We start from the raw sequence: 17,012 nt of genomic DNA, 5'->3' as shown, positions 1-17,012 counted from the left end.
CACAGCGGCAAGCGGGCGCGGCGACTTATAATCGTCGTTTCAGCACGGCCATCTTCCCTTCATGCATACCGTTACCATCATCCTCGTCCTGGTCCTGACCGTCGTCCTGTGCGGCTTTATCGCCCGCTCGCGCTGGGTCAAGCTGCCGCTGCCCCTGATCCAGATCGCCGGCGGCACGGGCCTGGCCCTGTTCGGCCTGCAGTTGCCGCTCGATCCCGATATTTTCTTTTTGCTGTTCATTCCGCCGCTGCTGTTCCTCGATGGCTGGCGCATCCCCAAGGGCGCTTTTTTTTCCGATGCGCGCTCGATCCTGATGCTGGCCATCGGCCTGGTGCTGTTTACCGTGCTGGGCATGGGCTTCTTTATCGACTGGCTGATCCCCACCGTGCCGCTGGCGGTCGCCTTTGCGCTGGGCGCCATCCTGTCGCCGACCGATCCGGTGGCCGTGTCGGCGATTGCGGCCGGCAATCCGATTCCGCCGCGCCTGATGCACATACTCGAAGGCGAGTCGCTGTTGAATGACGCCTCCGGCCTGGTGTGCTTCACGTTTGCCGTGGGCGCCATGATGACGGGCGGCTTTTCCATCGGCGCGGCGTCCTTGAGCTTCCTGCAGGAAGCGGGCGGCGGCATCCTGATCGGCCTGGCGATTTCCTGGGGCGTGGGCCTGGCCAACAAATGGCTGGTCAGCAAGGTCGGCGAAGAGCCGGGCCTGCAAATCCTGATCAGCATATTGATTCCGTTTGCGGCCTATCTGGGCGCCGAGCAGATCCACGGCTCGGGCATCCTGGCCGCCGCCACGGCCGGCGTGTCCATGCATTACGCCGACCTGATCGGCCGTCCGCTGGCCGCCACGCGCACCCAGCGCAAGGCCGTCTGGGACACCGTGCAACTGGTGCTGAACGGCGTGATCTTCGTCATGCTGGGCGCGCAGCTCCCCACCACCATCGCCAGCCTGCAGGCGGCCTCGGCCGAAGTAGGCGCCGGCAGCGCCTGGAAGCTGCCGCTGTACGTGGTGGCCATCACGGTGGGCCTGACCTTCATGCGCTTTATCTGGGTCGCCATCTCGATGAAGCTGACCCTGTTCAAGCGCCAGAAGAAAGCCGCCAGGAATGGCACCTCGCTGGAAGGCAAGGACGGCGGCTCGCTGGCACGCCCCAGCCTGCGCCTGCTGCTGGTGGCTTCGTTTGCCGGCGTGCGCGGCGCCCTGACCCTGGCCGGCATCCTGACACTACCCTTGTTCCTGCCGGACGGCACGCGCTTTCCCGCGCGCGACCTGGTGATTTTCCTGGCCATGGGCGTGATTTTGCTGTCCCTGATACTGGCCAGCGTCACCCTGCCGCTCTTGACGAAAGGCCTGGTGTTCGCGCCGCCCGCGCGCCGCTCGAGCGAAGAGCGCAACGCCCGTTCGGCCGCCGCCGAAGCGGCCGTGGCGCGGCTGGAAAAAGTCTGCGCCGGCATCGGTACCGATGGCAAGGAGCAAGTCGTCACCGAAGCCGCCAACCGCCTGATCGAAGCCTACCGGCGCCGCATGGCGTATGGCGAAAGCAGCAACGATGAGGCGGCCCGCATGCAGGAGCTGGCCAGGGCCGAGCGCTCGCTGCGCCTGGAAGCGCTCAATGCCGAGCGCGACGAACTGTTCCGCCGCCGCATCTCGGGCGAGCTGGACGACGCCATCCACCTGCGCCTGCTGCGCGAGATCGATCTGCTGGAAGCGACGCTGGAGGAATAGCGATGGCCGTCTCTGCCGCAATCAGCCACCCTGGCGCCGCCGTGCGCTGGGTCGTGATGGGCGTCTCGGGCTGCGGCAAGAGCGCCGTCGGCAGCCGCCTGGCCGCCCAGCTGCACATCGAATATATCGAGGGCGACGCGCTGCACCCGCCTGACAATGTGGCCAAAATGGCCGCCGGCCAGCCGCTCGGCGATGAAGACCGCGCCGGCTGGCTGGCCGCCCTGCGCGAGCGTATCGCCGTGGCGCGCCAGAATGGCCTGGGCCTGGTGGTGTCGTGTTCGGCGCTGAAGCGCCGCTATCGCGACCTGTTGCGCGAAGGCGATCCAACCCTGCGCTTTGCCCATCTGCACGGCCCGCGCACGGTGCTGGAAAGCCGCGTGCGGGACCGGCCCGGCCACTTTATGCCGGCCAGCCTGCTCGACAGCCAGCTGGCCACGCTGCAGCCGCTGCAGGCAGACGAGGCCGGCATGGTGCTCGATATCCGCCAGCCGCTCGCCACGCTGGTGCAGCAGATCGCGCAGGCCGCCTGAGGCCGCGCAACTGGCTGGACAGTGGCCGGTGCCCTGTGTAGACTGGCGCGCACTTTGATAAGGAATTCCATGAACGCACCGACCACCAAACCCACGCCAGGCCCCGAGTTCTGGGAACGCGCCGACCAGGCCATCGCCCTGGCCAACGAGCAATGCATGCACAGCCCGGCCAACGAAGTGGCGACCTCGCTGCTGTACGCGGCAGCCCGCTTCAACGCCTTCCTGGTGGCCAGCAAGACCAACGATGTCAGCAAGATGCAGCTGGAAAAAGACGACGCCGTCGCCTTTTTCACGGAACAATATAAACGCATGCTGACCGATAACTTCAACGACTATATCGCCAACTTCGACAAGTACACGCAGCCTGCGGCAGCACCGCAGGCTTGATGATGGCAGCGGACGGCGGCCGTCAGGCGTCGTCCCTGCCCGCCAGGTAATTGTTCTTCACGCGCACATAGTGCTCGGCCGAGTAGCCCAGGTAGGCGATCTCGGCCTCGGTCAACGCGCGCACCTTGACGGCCGGCCGGCCCACGTACAGGTGGCCGCTTTCCAGCACCTTGCCCGGCGACACCAGGCTGCCGGCGCCCAGCATCACGTTTTTCTCCACCACCACGTCATCCATCACGATGCTGCCCATGCCGATCAGGCATTCGTCGCCGATGGTGCAGCCGTGCAGGATCACCGAGTGGCCGATGGTCACGTATTTGCCGATGGTCAAGGGCGAGCCGTCGGGCTTGGCGGCATTTTTATGCGACACATGGCCCATGGAAAAATCCTGGATATTGCTGCCCTCGCCGATCACGATGCGGTTGACGTCGCCGCGCAGCACGCTGTTGCACCAGATCGAACAGTCGTCGCCGATCCGTACATCGCCGATCACCTGGGCCGTGTCGTGCAGGTAGACGCGCTCACCGAGAACTGGGCGGGTATTCAGGTAGGAACTCAAAGGCATGGTGGTCTCGTTTGATCACAAATGTAAATTGTATGCGGCGGCAAGAAAAAACGGGCAAAAAAAATCCGGCTGATAGCAGCCGGATTGTGACGAGACGGTAAAGCTTAGAAACGATACCCCACGCCAACGCCGAACAGATATGGATCAACCTTGACTTTGCTGACTTTCGCGCCGCTGATGAACACGTCGCTCTGGATCTGCACTTTCTTGACGTCGAAGTTCAGCGACCAGTTTTTGTCGAGTTTGTAGTCGACACCGGCTCGCAGCGAGTAACCCCAGCTGTCGTGTTCCAGGCGGCCGGCGCCACCCAGCAGTTTCACGTCGGAGATATTGGTGTAGTTCACGCCGGCGCCCACATACGGGCTGAATTGTTTCTCGGGCATGAAGTGGTATTGCAGCGACAGGGTCGGCGGCAAGTGCTTGAAGGTGCCGATCTTGGCGCCGTCAAGTTTGACGTCGTGTTTTTGCGGGTAGGTCAGGATCAGTTCAGCAGCGATATTGGGGGTAAAGAAATACGAGATATCGATTTCAGGGATCGTTTTGTCGCTGACGTGAATACGGTCGGATGCACCGACGCCACCAACAGGAGCAGATTTGTTGGCCGTATCGATTTGCACCACACGGGCGCGGACCAGCCATGGGCTTTCCTGTGCCATTGCGTTGCCGGCGAATGCGCCGATGGCGGCCAAAACGATTGCTGCTTTAGTTGCGGACTTTTTCATTCTGTTTCCCTCTTTTTTGTCGTTAAGTAACGCAGCGAAGTCTAAGAGTGCGGTGCAGCAAAAACTTTGATCCACATCAAATAGTGCCGGAAGGCAGAAAATGGCCCCAGTTTTCCTTGCACAGGTCAAAAAAATGATGCGTCGCAAGGTAAGGTCAAGCCGGCGCACTCAACAAATGAGAATAGTAATGATTATCATTTGCGATATAATATGCCCTTACCTGGCGTTCATATAAGGGATGGGAGACATGGATATATTGAGGGAACTGCGTGAATCGGGGCTGAAAGTAACGATACCGCGCCTGCGGATTCTGCAGCTGTTTCAAGAAGGAACAATCAAGCACCTGAGTGCGGACGATGTCTATAAACTCTTGCTGGCTGAAAAGATCGATGTGGGCCTAGCCACCATCTACCGGGTGCTGATGCAATTTGCCGAAGCGGGCATTCTGTTTCGCCGCCATTTCGAATCGGGCCATGCCGTATTCGAACTGAACCAAGGCCAGCACCATGACCACCTGGTCTGCACCGGCTGCGGCAAGGTCGATGAATTCGTCGACGAGGGCATCGAATTGCGCCAGCACGAAATTGCCACCGAGCGCGGCTTCGTGCTGCATGAGCACGCCTTGTCGCTGTACGGCACCTGCGCCGACTGCACGGCAAAAAAAGTTCCTCCACGCAAGCCCTGAAGGCGGCCTCGCGGCCAGGCTATACAATGCGGCAACGTTGAAAGGATGCCGCATGTATATCGGAGAACTGGCGCGCCTGACGGGCGCCACCCCCAAGGCCCTGCGCCACTACGAAGCGCTGGGCCTGCTGGGTGAAGTGCGGCGGGCCGGCGCCTACCGCCGCTACTCGCAGCAGGACCTGGCGCAGGTGACCCTGATCCGCCAGGCGCAGGCGCTGGGCTTCCGGCTGGCCGAACTGCTGCCCATCCTGGCCGGCATTGACACCGACTGGGCCGCGCTGGGCCGGCATATCGCCGCCAAGCGCTTGCAACTGCATGAAGAAATCGCCCGGCTGCAAGCACTCGATGCGCGCTTGCAGGCCATCGATGGGGAAATCAAGGATTGCCTGCAGCGCGCTTGACTCTGCCCCCAGGGGCAGGCCTCATGATGGGCACTGCTCATTTCATGAAAGCCGCCCTCATGCGCACACGTATCCTGGTCATCCTCGGCCACCCATCGAACGACAGTTTCTGCGCCGCCCTGGCCGACGCCTATCTCGACACCGCCCGGGCGGCCGGCCACGAGGTGCGCGAACTGCGCCTGGGCCAGCTGGATTTTGACCCCATCCTGCACCAGGGCTACCGCCAGGTGCAGCCGCTGGAAGCGGACCTGCTGGCCGCGCAGGAAGCAATCAGCTGGGCCGGGCACCTGGTCTTCGTTTATCCGATCTGGTGGGGCGGCGCGCCGGCCCTGCTGAAGGGCTTTGTCGACCGCGTGTTCCTGCCCGGCTATGCCTTCCAATACCGTCCCGGCAAGGCCTTCCCGGCGCAGCTGCTGACGGGACGCACGGCCCAGCTGCTGGTGACGATGGATACGCCGCCGTGGTACTTCCGCTGGGTGTACCGCATGCCGGGCATCCATCAACTGCGCAAGACGACCCTGGAATTTTGCGGCATCAAGCCGGTGAAAGTGGCCAGTTTCGGCCCCATCCTGAACTCGACAGAGCAGCAGCGCGCACGCTGGCGGGCACAGGCAAGCGCGCTGGCCGCCAGGCTGGCCTGAACCACAAGGCTTGCCATATAGCTATATTTCATACGCGTTTGGCAAGCTGGTAATCATCTTGTCATATTCGACGGCTATCATGTCGACATTGCCTTTTTGCCAGCCGCCTTGCCGCCGTGGCAAGCAGGTGCCGATCGTCATGTAAAGGTAGCCGCCCGTGGAGTTCAACGCCTCTCGATTGCATCTTCCCCGTTATCGCTCTTCCGTTGCGGCCGACCTGTGCATCGCCACCGAGTCGGTGCAGGCCGACGCCAACAACTTCGCCGTGCTCGAACTGTTCACCGAACGGCGCGACATGATGAGCCTGCCCGTGACCGAACAGGACCGCCCGATCGGCCTGATCAGCCGCAATATCTTCATGTCGCAGATGTCCAAGCCCTTCTATCATGAGGTGTATGGCAAGAAGAGCTGCATCGCCTTCATGGACAAGGAACCGCTGATCGTCGATGCCGCCATGAGCATCGAAGACCTGACCTTCCGCGCCGTCGAGGCGGGCGAAAAGGCGCTGGCCGACGGCTTCATCATCACCGAAGACGGCGTGCTGGCCGGAGTCGGCTTTGGCCTGCAACTGATGAACGTGGTGGCCACCCTGCAGGCCGAAAAAAACCGCCAGATCATGCACAGCATCGATTACGCCAGCGTGATCCAGCGCGCCCTGCTGCGCTCGTCCTCGGCCGAGCTGCGCGCGGCGCTGCCGGACGCCCACCTGGAATGGCAGCCGCGCGACGTCGTCGGTGGCGACTTCTACCTGTTCGAACGCCATGCGGGCGGCTGGTTCGCGGCGCTGGCCGACTGCACCGGCCACGGCGTGCCGGGCGCCTTCATGACCCTGATCGCTTCCTCGGCCCTGAGCCAGGCGCTGCGCGACCTGGGTCCGCATGATCCGGCCGCCCTGATCGGCGCCGTCAGCCGCGCCATCAAGACCTTGCTGGGCCAGGACGACGCCACGCCGGATGGCAGCCATGGCGCCGGTTCGAACGACGGCATGGATTGCGCGTTCCTGTGCTACGACGCGGCCAGCGGCGAACTGCATTTCGCCGGCGCGAAACAGTCGCTATACCTGGTGGCGCCGGGCCAGGACGAGGTGCAATGCCTGGACGGCGCGCGCATGGGCGTCGGCTATGTCGATACGCCGGTGGGCCACGCCTGGCAAAACCACGTGCTCGCGGTGGCACCGGGCAGCCTGCTGTTCCTCACCACCGACGGCCTGCTCGACCAGATCGGCGGCGCGCGCGACATCGCCTACGGCAAGCGGCGCATGCGCGAGCAGCTGCTGGCGCGCCGCGCCGCGCCGGCCGGCGAGGTGGCGGCGGCGCTGCTGCACGACTTCGGCGCGTGGCAAGGCGCGCAGCCGCGGCGCGACGACCTGACCTTTTTCTGTTTCCGCCTGTAGCCGGCGGCGCTTTCACTTTCACTCAACGCAGCGATCACCCTCCAGGAGCACTGACGTGCTGTATCAAGAATTCAACGAGTTTTGGGATGTGGCGCGCAAGCGCAATATCATCTTTTTCTACACTGGCTACTTTTCACAGCACGTGGTCAGCGCCATTTCCGAGACCATCAAGGCGCGCCTGGACACGGCCGGCGCGGCCGGCCCGACGCGCCGGCGCATCTTTTCCTCGTTTATCGAAATGTCGCAGAACGTCATGCATTATTCGTCCGACAGCCTGACGCCGAACGCCCAGCTGGACCAGCAGATGCGGCGCGGCTCGTTCTGCATCGGCACCCGCGGCGACAGCTTTTTCCTGTTGTGCGCCAATCCCGTCTCGACCGAAAACGTGGCGCAGATCCGCAGCCGGCTCGAACCGCTGCACACGATGACGATGGAAGAAATCCGCCTGGCCTACAAGAAGGCCCTGCGCGAGGAAGCGCCGGCCGACAGCAAGGGTGCCGGCCTGGGTTTCCTGACCCTGGCGCGCGACGCCAGCGAACCGCTGGAATTCGAATTCGCCCAGGACCCGCAGGAACCGGGCAGCACCATCTTCTGCATCAAAGCCATCATCTGAAAGAGCCGACCCAGGAAAGCATATGCAATCACCGTCCCCTTTGCCACCGTTGTTCCTCGCCGCGACGCCGAGTTCGCCCGAAATCGATTTCCGCTTCGAACAGCACACCCTGTCGATCAAGGGTGAGTCGTATCCCGAAAACGCGGCCGCCTTTTACGGCCCGCTGAACGCCGCCGTGCGCAACTACTGCGAGACCTGCCACGACGCGCAGATTACCGTGCACGTCTCGCTGGCCTACTTCAACAGCTCCAGCACCAAGATGCTGTTCACCCTGTTCGACATCCTGAACCAGGCGGCCATCGACGGCAACCGCGTGCGCCTGAACTGGTACCACGACGAAGACGACGACACCATCCTGGAATTCGGCCAGGAACTGCAGCAGGACTTCACGGCGCTGGACTTCCACGACCACGCCGTGGGCGGCTAGCACATGGGCGCGCAGATGTCCGGCTCGGGTATGGAACCCGATCTGTTTACCGAGGAGGCGGCGGCCCTGGCGGCCGCGCGCCAGCTGCACGCCGACGATGGCGCCAGCGGCGACGAGCAGCGCCGCATGCTCGGTGAGCTGATCGTCCATTACGAGCGCCTGATGCGCGAGACGCGGCGCCTGATCCGCCGCAGCGACCGCGCCGAACGCGACATGCATGTGCTCAACCGTGAACTGCAGGCGCTGGCCGGCCAGCTGGAATACCGCGCCACCCACGATCCGCTGACCGGCGCGCTCAACCGCGGCGCCGTGATCGAACAGGCGTCAAGCTGCCTGGCGCAAGGCGACATGGCGCTGATCGTGCTCGACATCGACCTGTTCAAGCAAGTTAACGACGACTTCGGCCACCCGGCCGGCGATGGCGTGATCCGCGCCGTGGTCGACTCCCTGCAGGACCTGCTGGGACAGGACACGCCGATCGGCAGGGTCGGCGGCGAAGAATTTTCGGTGGTCTGGCCCACCTCCTCGCGCGAGGAAGCGCAGCAGGTGGCGCAGCGCATTTGCGACGCCATCGCCGCCCGGCGCCAGGCGGCGCCCATCACGCGCCCGGTCACCGTCAGCGTCGGTGTCAGCTGGAACCGCGCCGGCACCGCCTTTGAAAACGCCTACAGCCATGCCGACCAGGCGCTGTACCAGGCCAAGCGCGACGGCCGCAATTGCGTGCGCGTGTGGCAGGATTGATGAATTGAGCGGCTTACTTGAGTAGATCGTGGCGCGCCATGGCGCCGTCGCGGCGCATGGCCGTCACGGCGCGCTGCATGGCGGCGTATTGGCTTTCCGGCAGTTGCCTGTTGCAGGCAAGGTAAGTCTGCACGCGGTTGAAAGTCAGGAGCGGCACCACCATCCCTTCCCACTCCTTGCCGGCGAATGGCCGGCTGCCGACCGCCATGCCGACCGCCCACAGGTCAATGCGGCCCAGCAGCAGCTTTTGCGGATTGAGCCATTCCTGCGTGACGGGCGCCACTTCCAGCCCGCGCAAACGCAGATATTCATCGCGCGCATCGCCCAGCACGGTGCCGATCACGAGGCCGCGCGCATCGTCCAGGCTACGCAAGCTGAAATGGCGGCTGGCCAGCCCGTACAACACCCATTCCGCCTCGTTCAGCGGGCCGATCCAGCGAAACAACGCTTCGCGCTCGGGCGTGCGGGTGGTGGAGTAGACACAGGTGTCGGCCTCGCGCAAGGCTTGCGCATAGGCGCGCTTCCAGGGCAGCAATTCGATGGTATAGGGGATGCCGGCGCGCGCCAGCAGGTCGCGCACCTTGGCCGTTTCGCGGCCGACGACGACATTATTTTCCATCATGCTCGACGGCGGCAGGAATTCGCTGACCATGCGCAGCATTTGCGCCGCCGCCATGCCGGGCGCCAGCGCGGCGGCGAATGCGGCGGCGAACAGCCATGCGATTGATCGTTGCTTCATGCTTGCCTTCTTGCGCTGCGTGGCGCCATGCCCGCCATCGACCTGATGGTAACACTGTCGCCAGCTTGACGTAATGGAATCTCTTTTGCATGGTAGCAAACAAACAACGCGGCTTTGCCAGCCGTCTACGCTGCCGCGATCTCCAGCGGCCAGCCCTGGAACTGGCCGCGCAGCACCGGCTCCGGTTCGCCGCCGACGACGATTTTCGAAAACACGTCGAGCGGACTGAAAAACGCCGTACGCACCCTGCCCAGCTTGCTCTCGTCGACCACCAGGAAACGCTCGCTGGCGCTGCGAATGGCGGCCTGCTTGATGGCGACCTCATGAAAATTGGAACAGCTGACGCCGCGCACCGGGTCGGCGCCGCCGGCCGAAATAAAGGCCTTGTTGACGCCCAGCCGGCCCAGGTACTGCACCGCCTCTTCCGAATAAAACGTCGCCGAGGATGGCTGGTACAGGCCACCGAGCAGGATCAGCTGCGTGTTGGGGCGCTTGCTGAGGATGTCGGCAATGTTCATGGAGTAACACACCACGGTCAGGGCGATATCGGCCGGCAAGGCTGACGCGAAGTGGACCATCGTGGTGCCGCAGTCGATGAACAGCATGTCGCCGTCCTCGACAAAGGTGGCGGCGCGCTGGCAGGCCAGGCGCTTGCGCACGGTATGCTGGTCCAGCTCTTCGGCCAGCACATATTTTTCTCCCGCTGCCGGCAATGTTGCTTCCAGAACATATCCACCGAGACAGGACAGCGCGCAGTCGGATGCCGCCAGGTCGCGGCGGATGGTCATTTCGGTCACGCCCAGCAATTCGGCAACCCGGCTCAACAGTGCGGGGCCCGAGCTCTTGACCAGGGCCTGCATCCGTTCCAGCCGCAGTTGGCGCGCCTTGGCGCCTGCAGTTTGTCGCATGGTAATACTTTCGTTCGTCATCACGGTGAGTGCGGATTGTATCAGCAACTATTCTTCATGTTATTAGAAAAAAGTGGTTGCACAACTAAATGTTATTGGCGTAACATAAATCTGTGGCGCGAATTATGTTCAGTTCGCCCAACCACCGTAACAATAATGAAACGCGCCCAGTGCGTTCACGGAGATTAATAGCTATGCCCACCGCCCACCATCAATCGGACCGGCCTGTGCACCACTGCGCGGCGTCGCCACAACCATGACAACTACCTCCAAATCACCGCGCGTCGCTCCGGCAGCCGGCGCCCGCACAGAAGCCGCCAAAGCTGCAGCGGCACCAGTGATCGTCCCGGCCAGTACGCCAGCGATCGTGCCGGCCGGCACCCACGGCCATGCGCGCAATCCCGGCGTGCCTTTCGACAGCAGCTGGTTCGACGACATCCGCGTCAACCTGTCGGCCGCCGAACGCCGCATCGCCACCCTGCCCGGCCGCCGCTCCGTCAAGAAAGACGCGCAGGCCGGCTGGCTGCTGAAAGCCATCAGCTGCATCGACCTGACCACCCTGTCCGGAGACGACACCACCGAACGCGTCAAGCGCCTGTGCGCCAAGGCCATCACGCCGGTGCGCCAGGACCTGCTCGACGCGATCGGCTTTGGCGACCGCCAGCTGCACACGGGCGCCATCTGCGTGTATCACCGCTACGTGGCGACCGCCGTCGAAGCGCTGGACGGCAGCGGCATTCCGGTGCCCGCCGTATCGACCGGCTTCCCCGCCGGCCTGATACCGCACGACCTGAAGCTGAAGGAAATCGAAGCGTCGGTGCGCGATGGCGCCTCCGAGATCGATATCGTCATCACCCGCGAACACGTGCTGACCGGTAACTGGAAAGCGCTGTATGCCGAGATGCGCGACTTCCGCGAAGCCTGCGGCGACGCGCACGTGAAAGCCATCCTGGCCACCGGCGAACTGAAAACCATGCGCAACGTGGCCAAGGCCTCGATGATCTGCATGATGGCCGGCGCCGATTTCATCAAGACCTCGACCGGCAAGGAAGCGACCAACGCCACCCTGCTGGTAAGCCTGATCATGCTGCGCATGATCCGCGACTACCAAGAGCGTACCGGCTACAAGGTGGGCTACAAGCCGGCCGGCGGCGTCTCCGCCGCCAAGGACATCCTCAACTACCAGATCCTGATGAAGGAAGAACTGGGACGCGAGTGGCTGGAGCCGGACCTGTTCCGCATCGGCGCCTCCTCCTTGCTGGCCGATATCGAACGCCAGCTCGAACACCACGTTACCGGCCGTTACTCGGCTTTCCACCGCCACGCGATCGGATAATTCATATGAGCGTTTCACACTACTTCGACACCATGGACTACGGCCCTGCCCCTGAAAGCGACACCGACGCGCGCGCCTGGCTGGCGCGCCACAGCGACGGCTTCGGCCATTTCATCAATGGCGCATTCACCGCCGCCAGCGCAGGCTCGCTGTTCGATACCAATGAACCGGCCACCGGCAAGCCGCTGGCGCGCATCGCGCAAGGCACGCAAGCCGACGTGGACTCTGCGGTCGCCGCCGCGCGCGCCGCCCAGGAAAACTGGTTCGCCATCGGCGGCCATGCCCGCGCCCGCCACCTGTACGCCCTGGCGCGCATGGTGCAACGCCACGCCCGCCTGTTCGCCGTCGTCGAAGCCCTCGACAACGGCAAGCCAATCCGCGAAACGCGCGATATCGACGTGCCGCTGGTGGCCCGCCACTTCTATCACCATGCCGGCTGGGCGCAACTGCAGGAACGCGAATTCGCCGACCAGGTGCCGGTCGGCGTGATCGGCCAGATCGTGCCGTGGAACTTTCCGCTGCTGATGCTGGCGTGGAAAATCGCCCCGGCGCTGGCGCTCGGCAATACCGTGGTACTCAAACCGGCCGAATTCACGCCATTGTCGGCCCTGCTGTTCGCCGAACTGGCCGCCCAGGCGGGCCTGCCCGCCGGCGTGCTGAACGTGGTCACCGGCGACGGCGCCACGGGCGCTGCCATCGTGGCGCACCCGGATGTCAACAAGATCGCGTTTACCGGCTCGACCGACGTCGGCCGTCTGATCCGCGAAAAAACCGCCGGCAGCGGCAAGTCGCTGACCCTGGAACTGGGCGGCAAGTCGCCGTTCATCGTGTTTGACGACGCCGATATCGACGCCGCCATCGAAGGCGTGGTCGACGCCATCTGGTTCAACCAGGGCCAGGTCTGCTGCGCCGGCGCCCGCCTGCTGGTACAGGAAGGCATCGCGCAGGACTTCTATGCGCGCCTGAAACGCCGCATGGGCAAGCTGCGCGCCGGCACGCCGCTGGATAAAACCATCGACATCGGCTCGCTGATCGCGCCGTCGCAGCATGAACGCGTGCGCAAACTGGTCGAGATCGGCGTCAAGGAAGGCGCCACCTGCTACCAGCCCGATATCTCGATGCCGGTGGGCGGCAGCTACTTCCCGCCTACCCTGCTGACCAATGTGCATCCGGCCAGCACCGTGGCCAGCGAAGAGATCTTCGGACCGGTACTGGTCGCGATGACCTTCCGCACCCACGATGAAGCACTGACGATCGCCAACAACTCGCGCTACGGCCTGGCCGCCAGCGTGTGGAGCGAAACCATCGGCCTGGCGCTGGCCGTGGCCCCTGCCCTGAAGGCCGGTGTGGTGTGGATCAATTCGACCAACCTGTTCGACGCCGGCGTCGGTTTTGGCGGCGTGCGCGAATCGGGCTTCGGCCGTGAAGGCGGCCGCGAAGGCTGCTATGAATACCTGAAGCCGCGTGCCTGGGCCAGGCGCGTGGCGCGCAGCGCAGCCGTGAAACCGGTGGCCGCCATCGTTGACAGCGTGGCCGCAGCGGCACGTTTGCCGCTGGTCGACCGCACCGCCAAGCTGTTCGTCGGCGGCAAGCAGGCCCGTTCCGACGGCGAGCAATCCCTGGGCGTGTTCGGCGCCAACGGCAAGCTGGCCGGCGAAGTGGGCCTGGGTAACCGCAAGGATATCCGCAACGCCGTCGCCGCCGCCCACGCCGCCGCATCGTGGTCGGCCACCACGCCGCACCGCCGCGCGCAAGCCTTGTATTACCTGGCCGAGAACCTGTCGGCACGCGCCGAAGAATTTGCCGCGCGCCTGGTCGAACTGACCGGCGTCAGCGCGGACGCGGCCAGCAACGAAGTCGAGCAATCGATCAGCCGCCTGTTCGCGTATGGCGCCTGGGCCGACAAATACGAAGGCGCGGTGCACGTGCCGCCGATGCGCGGCGTGGCACTGGCCATGGTCGAACCGATCGGCGTGGTGGGCGTGGTCTGCCCGGACGAGTCGCCATTGCTGGCCTTTGTCAGCCTGGTCGCGCCATTGCTGGCGATGGGCAACCGCGTGGTGATCGTGCCGAGTTCGCGCCATGCGCTGATCGCCACCGATTTCTACCAGGTGCTGGAAACCTCGGACCTGCCGGGCGGCGTGATCAATATCGTCACCGGCGCGGCCGCGACCCTGCTGCCGACCCTGGCCGAGCACGACGATGTCGACGCCGTCTGGACGTTTGGCGACGCGGCCCTGTCGGCCACCACCGAGCGCCTGTCGACGGGCAACCTGAAACGCACCCTGGTCGACTACGGCCTGGCTACCGACTGGAACGACGCCCTCTCGGCCGAAAGCCCGGTATGGCTGCGCCACGCCACGCAGATCAAGAATGTGTGGGTGCCTTACGGAGAGTAATGCTCGTATCGGCGCCGGTCGGCGTAGGTCGGATTAGCGCCATCGGCGCGTAATCCGACACCACCACCGAAGCCAACGACACCACCGCAAACTGTAACCGCAGCGCCAGACTAGCCACCAAAGAGTGGCAACCTGGCCTGACCACTGCAAAAAAATTGAATAACAATCTGGAGACAAGATGTTAAAGAATATCGACCCGCTGTTGAATGCGGACGTGCTGCAAGCCTTGCGCGCCATGGGCCACGGTGATGAACTGGTCCTGTGCGACGCCAATTTCCCCGCCGATTCGGTGGCCCGCCAGACGGTGCTGGGCAAGGTGCTGCGCATCGACGGCGTCGGCACCAAAGAGGCCGCGCGCGCCATCTTGTCCGTAATGGCGCTCGACACCGCCGTCGAGGTGGCAGCCCACCGCATGGAAGTGGTCGGCGAGCCTGACAACGTGCTGCCGGTGCAGCAGGAAGTCCAGCTGGAAATCAATCATGCCGAAGGGCGCGAGCGCATCATGGGCTCGATCGAGCGCTTTGCCTTCTACGACGTGGCGCGCACCGCCTACTGCGTGATCGCCACCGGCGAGCGCCGCTTCTACGGCTGCTTCGTGTTCAAAAAGGGCGTGATCGCCCCGGAGGCATAAGATGAGCGCCGTTCATGACAAGCGTGGCGTCGCCATCCTCGGCATCTATGTCGCCGACCTGGCGTTCCGCGCCGCCCATATGCCCGACGTGGGCCAGACCATCGCCGGCTCCGGCTTTGCCATGGGCCCCGGCGGCAAGGGCTCGAACCAGGCCGTCGCCGCCGCACGCGCCGGCGCCGACGTCACCTTTATCAGCACCCTCGGGCGCGACTCGTTCGGCGACAATGCGCTGGCCCTGTGGCGCGGCGACGGCATCACGCCGCGCGTGAAACAGGTCGACACGCATCCGACCGGCGCCGCCTTTATCTATCTGAACGAGAAGAACGGTGACAACGCCATCATCGTGGTATCCGGTGCGGCCAGCCTGATCGGCGTGGCCGATGTGGACGCGGCGGCAGACGATATCGCCGCCGCGCGCGTGTTTGTGACCCAGCTCGAACAACCGGCCGATGCCGCCCTGCGCGGCCTGCAGATCGCCCGCGCCGCCGGCACTCTCACCGTCTTCAATCCCGCCCCCGCGCTGCCGTTTGACGACGCCGTCTATCCGCTGTGCGACTTCATCACCCCGAACGAACACGAAGCCGCGATCCTGACCGGCCTGCCCGTGACGAACCTGGACGAAGCGCGCGCCGCCGGCGATGCCTTCCTGGCGCGTGGCGTCGGCTGCGCCCTGATCACGCTCGGTTCGCAAGGCGCCCTGCTGCACAGCGCCACCGAATCGGTCCTGATCGCGCCATTCAACGCCGGTCCCGTGCTGGAAACGACCGGCGCCGGCGACGCCTTCAATGGCGGCTTTGCGGCCGCGCTGGCCGAAGGCGCCACGCCGAAGGAAGCTGCCCGCTTCGCCGCGGCGCTGGCCGCCATTTCGGTCACGCGCGCCGGCACGGCGCCGTCGATGCCGCAGCGCGCCGATGTCGTTGCGCTGCTGGCAAAGGCCTGATTTTCACGCCGAGTTTTCGTTTTCTGAACACCTTTTGGAGTCGCCATGAAGCGCCAGTTTTCCGACCCACAGCTGAATTTTTTGGTGGGCATTAACGTCCTGATCCTGGTTGCCGCGACCGTGCTGTCGCATGGCGACTTCCTCGACGTGTACAACTTCCAGTCGATGGCCAGCCAGCTGCCCGAGCTGGCCCTCTTGGCCATCGGCGTCTCGCTGGCCATGATCGCCGGGAACGGCGGCATCGATTTGTCCGGTCTCGGCATGGCCAACCTGGCCGGCGTGGTGGCCGCCACCGTGGTGCCGCTGCTGGTCGACGCGGACGCCACGCCGTGGGGCTATACGGGCATGTTCGTGCTGGTCGCGCTGGTCACGGGCCTGCTCGGCGGCCTGCTCAACGGCTGGCTGATCGCCGGCGTGGGCCTGACGCCCATCCTGTGCACCCTGGGCACGCAGCTGATCTTCACCGGTGCCGCCGTGGTCTTGAGCAAGGGTTCCAGCGTACGCCTGGCCAGTGCCGAGCCGATGTCGATGATCGGCAATGAAAACCTGTTCGGCGTACCGATCCCCTTCATCATCTTCATGGTGGTGCTGCTGGCGATCGGCTGGCTGCTGCGCTACAGCCCTTTCGGCATCCGCCTGTTTTTATTGGGCACCAACGCCAAGGCCGCGCGCTACGCCGGCATTCCCGGCACGCGCATGCTGGTCACCACCTACGCGCTATGCGGCGTGCTGGCCAGCCTGGCCGGCGTGATCATCGCCGCGCGCACCGCCAGCGTGAAGGCCGACTACGGCAGCTCCTACCTGCTGATCGCCATCCTGGTGGCGGTGATGGCCGGCGTGCGTCCGCAAGGCGGCTATGGCCGCATGGTGTGCCTGTTCTTCTCGGCCACCGCCCTGCAACTGCTGTCGAGCACCTTCAACCTGCTCGATATCTCGAACTTCTTCCGCGATTGTGCATGGGGCCTGCTGCTGCTGTGCTTCCTGGCTTCGGCCCGCATCAATCTCGCCGATTACCGTTTTTTCTCAAGGCGCTAGTGTTCAGGGTTAGAAATTTGTTGATGATTGAATGTGTCGAAATCGCTTTGAGACAAGGAACAAAGCACAGCCAGGCTGGTGCCTGGCGCGCATTTGTGACGCAGTATCGGAGTGATTCTCGACATCTTCATTCAACGAATTTCGAACTCGGAACACTTTGCGCGACGCTGACCCAGTCCCCTCCTGGTTCA

The 17,012-nt window shown here is 64.1% G+C and carries 19 protein-coding genes; 15 read left to right on the top strand and 4 right to left on the bottom strand.

Annotation, left to right across the window (positions count from 1 at the left end):
• The first annotated feature begins 61 nt into the window (after positions 1 to 61).
• The 3 genes from Q8L25_RS15180 to Q8L25_RS15170 all read left to right on the top strand — a co-directional run bounded on the left by Q8L25_RS15180 (position 62) and on the right by Q8L25_RS15170 (position 2,646).
• Positions 62 to 1,729, top strand: coding sequence for a Na+/H+ antiporter (locus Q8L25_RS15180; protein ID WP_308925598.1), 1,668 nt, complete (start codon positions 62 to 64; stop codon positions 1,727 to 1,729).
• Between the two features lie 2 nt (positions 1,730 to 1,731).
• A complete protein-coding gene (locus Q8L25_RS15175; RefSeq protein ID WP_308925597.1) occupies positions 1,732 to 2,259 on the top strand; it encodes a gluconokinase in 528 nt (175 codons plus the stop codon).
• Positions 2,260 to 2,328: 69 nt separating this feature from the next.
• The gene (locus tag Q8L25_RS15170) at positions 2,329 to 2,646 is read left to right on the top strand and encodes a DUF3144 domain-containing protein (RefSeq protein WP_308925596.1); all 318 of its coding nucleotides are present in this window, start codon (positions 2,329 to 2,331) and stop codon (positions 2,644 to 2,646) included.
• 22 nt (positions 2,647 to 2,668) lie between these two features.
• On the opposite strand, the gene Q8L25_RS15165 is transcribed toward Q8L25_RS15170, so the two are convergent.
• Together Q8L25_RS15165 and Q8L25_RS15160 are read right to left on the bottom strand one after the other, a co-directional pair.
• Positions 2,669 to 3,211 (bottom strand): gamma carbonic anhydrase family protein, encoded by a 543-nt coding sequence (locus Q8L25_RS15165; protein WP_308925595.1) that lies wholly within the window; start codon positions 3,209 to 3,211, stop codon positions 2,669 to 2,671.
• A gap of 104 nt (positions 3,212 to 3,315) precedes the next feature.
• Positions 3,316 to 3,933, bottom strand: a complete 618-nt coding sequence (locus Q8L25_RS15160; RefSeq protein WP_308925732.1) for an OmpW family outer membrane protein — start codon at positions 3,931 to 3,933, stop codon at positions 3,316 to 3,318.
• 247 nt (positions 3,934 to 4,180) lie between these two features.
• Between Q8L25_RS15160 and fur the strand changes: the two genes are divergently transcribed.
• The 7 genes from fur to Q8L25_RS15125 all read left to right on the top strand — a co-directional run bounded on the left by fur (position 4,181) and on the right by Q8L25_RS15125 (position 8,833).
• On the top strand, positions 4,181 to 4,618 hold the full coding sequence (fur, locus tag Q8L25_RS15155) for a ferric iron uptake transcriptional regulator (protein ID WP_308925594.1): 438 nt from the start codon (positions 4,181 to 4,183) through the stop codon (positions 4,616 to 4,618).
• Positions 4,619 to 4,670: 52 nt separating this feature from the next.
• Complete coding sequence (locus Q8L25_RS15150; protein WP_308925593.1) at positions 4,671 to 5,018, top strand: MerR family transcriptional regulator; 348 nt, start codon at positions 4,671 to 4,673, stop codon at positions 5,016 to 5,018.
• Positions 5,019 to 5,077: 59 nt separating this feature from the next.
• Positions 5,078 to 5,659 (top strand): NAD(P)H-dependent oxidoreductase, encoded by a 582-nt coding sequence (locus Q8L25_RS15145; protein ID WP_308925592.1) that lies wholly within the window; start codon positions 5,078 to 5,080, stop codon positions 5,657 to 5,659.
• Between the two features lie 178 nt (positions 5,660 to 5,837).
• Entirely contained in the window at positions 5,838 to 7,052 is a 1,215-nt protein-coding gene (locus Q8L25_RS15140) for a SpoIIE family protein phosphatase (RefSeq protein ID WP_308925591.1), read from the top strand.
• A 55-nt stretch (positions 7,053 to 7,107) separates the two neighbouring features.
• On the top strand, positions 7,108 to 7,665 hold the full coding sequence (locus Q8L25_RS15135) for a SiaB family protein kinase (RefSeq protein ID WP_308925590.1): 558 nt from the start codon (positions 7,108 to 7,110) through the stop codon (positions 7,663 to 7,665).
• A gap of 22 nt (positions 7,666 to 7,687) precedes the next feature.
• Positions 7,688 to 8,092, top strand: a complete 405-nt coding sequence (locus Q8L25_RS15130) for a DUF1987 domain-containing protein (protein ID WP_374694278.1) — start codon at positions 7,688 to 7,690, stop codon at positions 8,090 to 8,092.
• A 15-nt stretch (positions 8,093 to 8,107) separates the two neighbouring features.
• A complete protein-coding gene (locus Q8L25_RS15125; protein ID WP_308925589.1) occupies positions 8,108 to 8,833 on the top strand; it encodes a GGDEF domain-containing protein in 726 nt (241 codons plus the stop codon).
• A 13-nt stretch (positions 8,834 to 8,846) separates the two neighbouring features.
• Here Q8L25_RS15125 and Q8L25_RS15120 read toward each other — a convergent pair whose 3' ends face one another.
• Together Q8L25_RS15120 and Q8L25_RS15115 are read right to left on the bottom strand one after the other, a co-directional pair.
• On the bottom strand, positions 8,847 to 9,572 hold the full coding sequence (locus Q8L25_RS15120; protein ID WP_308925588.1) for a transporter substrate-binding domain-containing protein: 726 nt from the start codon (positions 9,570 to 9,572) through the stop codon (positions 8,847 to 8,849).
• Between the two features lie 125 nt (positions 9,573 to 9,697).
• Positions 9,698 to 10,480: a DeoR/GlpR family DNA-binding transcription regulator gene (locus tag Q8L25_RS15115; RefSeq protein ID WP_308925587.1), complete on the bottom strand. Its 783-nt coding sequence runs from the start codon at positions 10,478 to 10,480 to the stop codon at positions 9,698 to 9,700.
• 256 nt (positions 10,481 to 10,736) lie between these two features.
• On the opposite strand from Q8L25_RS15115, the gene deoC reads away from it, so the two are divergent.
• The 5 genes from deoC to Q8L25_RS15090 all read left to right on the top strand — a co-directional run bounded on the left by deoC (position 10,737) and on the right by Q8L25_RS15090 (position 16,821).
• Positions 10,737 to 11,816, top strand: a complete 1,080-nt coding sequence (deoC, locus tag Q8L25_RS15110) for a deoxyribose-phosphate aldolase (RefSeq protein ID WP_308925586.1) — start codon at positions 10,737 to 10,739, stop codon at positions 11,814 to 11,816.
• 5 nt (positions 11,817 to 11,821) lie between these two features.
• Complete coding sequence (locus tag Q8L25_RS15105) at positions 11,822 to 14,215, top strand: aldehyde dehydrogenase family protein (RefSeq protein WP_308925585.1); 2,394 nt, start codon at positions 11,822 to 11,824, stop codon at positions 14,213 to 14,215.
• A gap of 178 nt (positions 14,216 to 14,393) precedes the next feature.
• Positions 14,394 to 14,846, top strand: a complete 453-nt coding sequence (locus tag Q8L25_RS15100; protein ID WP_308925584.1) for an RbsD/FucU domain-containing protein — start codon at positions 14,394 to 14,396, stop codon at positions 14,844 to 14,846.
• A 1-nt stretch (position 14,847) separates the two neighbouring features.
• Positions 14,848 to 15,786, top strand: coding sequence for a ribokinase (gene rbsK / locus Q8L25_RS15095; RefSeq protein ID WP_308925583.1), 939 nt, complete (start codon positions 14,848 to 14,850; stop codon positions 15,784 to 15,786).
• A gap of 45 nt (positions 15,787 to 15,831) precedes the next feature.
• The gene (locus Q8L25_RS15090; RefSeq protein ID WP_308925582.1) at positions 15,832 to 16,821 is read left to right on the top strand and encodes an ABC transporter permease; all 990 of its coding nucleotides are present in this window, start codon (positions 15,832 to 15,834) and stop codon (positions 16,819 to 16,821) included.
• Positions 16,822 to 17,012: the final 191 nt, after the last annotated feature.

Origin of the sequence: Janthinobacterium sp. J1-1, assembly GCF_030944405.1 — a bacterium.
In the GTDB taxonomy this organism is placed as follows: Bacteria; Pseudomonadota; Gammaproteobacteria; order Burkholderiales; family Burkholderiaceae_D; genus Janthinobacterium.
The sequence above is the reverse complement of the archived record's forward strand: the minus strand, read 5'-3'. Positions and strand labels throughout refer to the sequence as shown.

Bases quoted from the DNA above. Each gene is read 5' to 3' on its own strand.
- deoC (WP_308925586.1), top strand. From the start codon at position 10,737: ATGACAACTACCTCCAAATCACCGCGCGTCGCTCCGGCAGCCGGCGCC.
- fur (WP_308925594.1), top strand. From the start codon at position 4,181: ATGGATATATTGAGGGAACTGCGTGAATCGGGGCTGAAAGTAACGATA.
- Q8L25_RS15170 (WP_308925596.1), top strand. From the start codon at position 2,329: ATGAACGCACCGACCACCAAACCCACGCCAGGCCCCGAGTTCTGGGAA.
- Q8L25_RS15105 (WP_308925585.1), top strand. From the start codon at position 11,822: ATGAGCGTTTCACACTACTTCGACACCATGGACTACGGCCCTGCCCCT.
- Q8L25_RS15160 (WP_308925732.1), bottom strand. From the start codon at position 3,933: ATGAAAAAGTCCGCAACTAAAGCAGCAATCGTTTTGGCCGCCATCGGC.
- Q8L25_RS15165 (WP_308925595.1), bottom strand. From the start codon at position 3,211: ATGCCTTTGAGTTCCTACCTGAATACCCGCCCAGTTCTCGGTGAGCGC.
- Q8L25_RS15175 (WP_308925597.1), top strand. From the start codon at position 1,732: ATGGCCGTCTCTGCCGCAATCAGCCACCCTGGCGCCGCCGTGCGCTGG.
- Q8L25_RS15180 (WP_308925598.1), top strand. From the start codon at position 62: ATGCATACCGTTACCATCATCCTCGTCCTGGTCCTGACCGTCGTCCTG.
- rbsK (WP_308925583.1), top strand. From the start codon at position 14,848: ATGAGCGCCGTTCATGACAAGCGTGGCGTCGCCATCCTCGGCATCTAT.
- Q8L25_RS15090 (WP_308925582.1), top strand. From the start codon at position 15,832: ATGAAGCGCCAGTTTTCCGACCCACAGCTGAATTTTTTGGTGGGCATT.
- Q8L25_RS15115 (WP_308925587.1), bottom strand. From the start codon at position 10,480: ATGCGACAAACTGCAGGCGCCAAGGCGCGCCAACTGCGGCTGGAACGG.
- Q8L25_RS15100 (WP_308925584.1), top strand. From the start codon at position 14,394: ATGTTAAAGAATATCGACCCGCTGTTGAATGCGGACGTGCTGCAAGCC.
- Q8L25_RS15150 (WP_308925593.1), top strand. From the start codon at position 4,671: ATGTATATCGGAGAACTGGCGCGCCTGACGGGCGCCACCCCCAAGGCC.
- Q8L25_RS15125 (WP_308925589.1), top strand. From the start codon at position 8,108: ATGTCCGGCTCGGGTATGGAACCCGATCTGTTTACCGAGGAGGCGGCG.
- Q8L25_RS15120 (WP_308925588.1), bottom strand. From the start codon at position 9,572: ATGAAGCAACGATCAATCGCATGGCTGTTCGCCGCCGCATTCGCCGCC.
- Q8L25_RS15145 (WP_308925592.1), top strand. From the start codon at position 5,078: ATGCGCACACGTATCCTGGTCATCCTCGGCCACCCATCGAACGACAGT.
- Q8L25_RS15130 (WP_374694278.1), top strand. From the start codon at position 7,688: ATGCAATCACCGTCCCCTTTGCCACCGTTGTTCCTCGCCGCGACGCCG.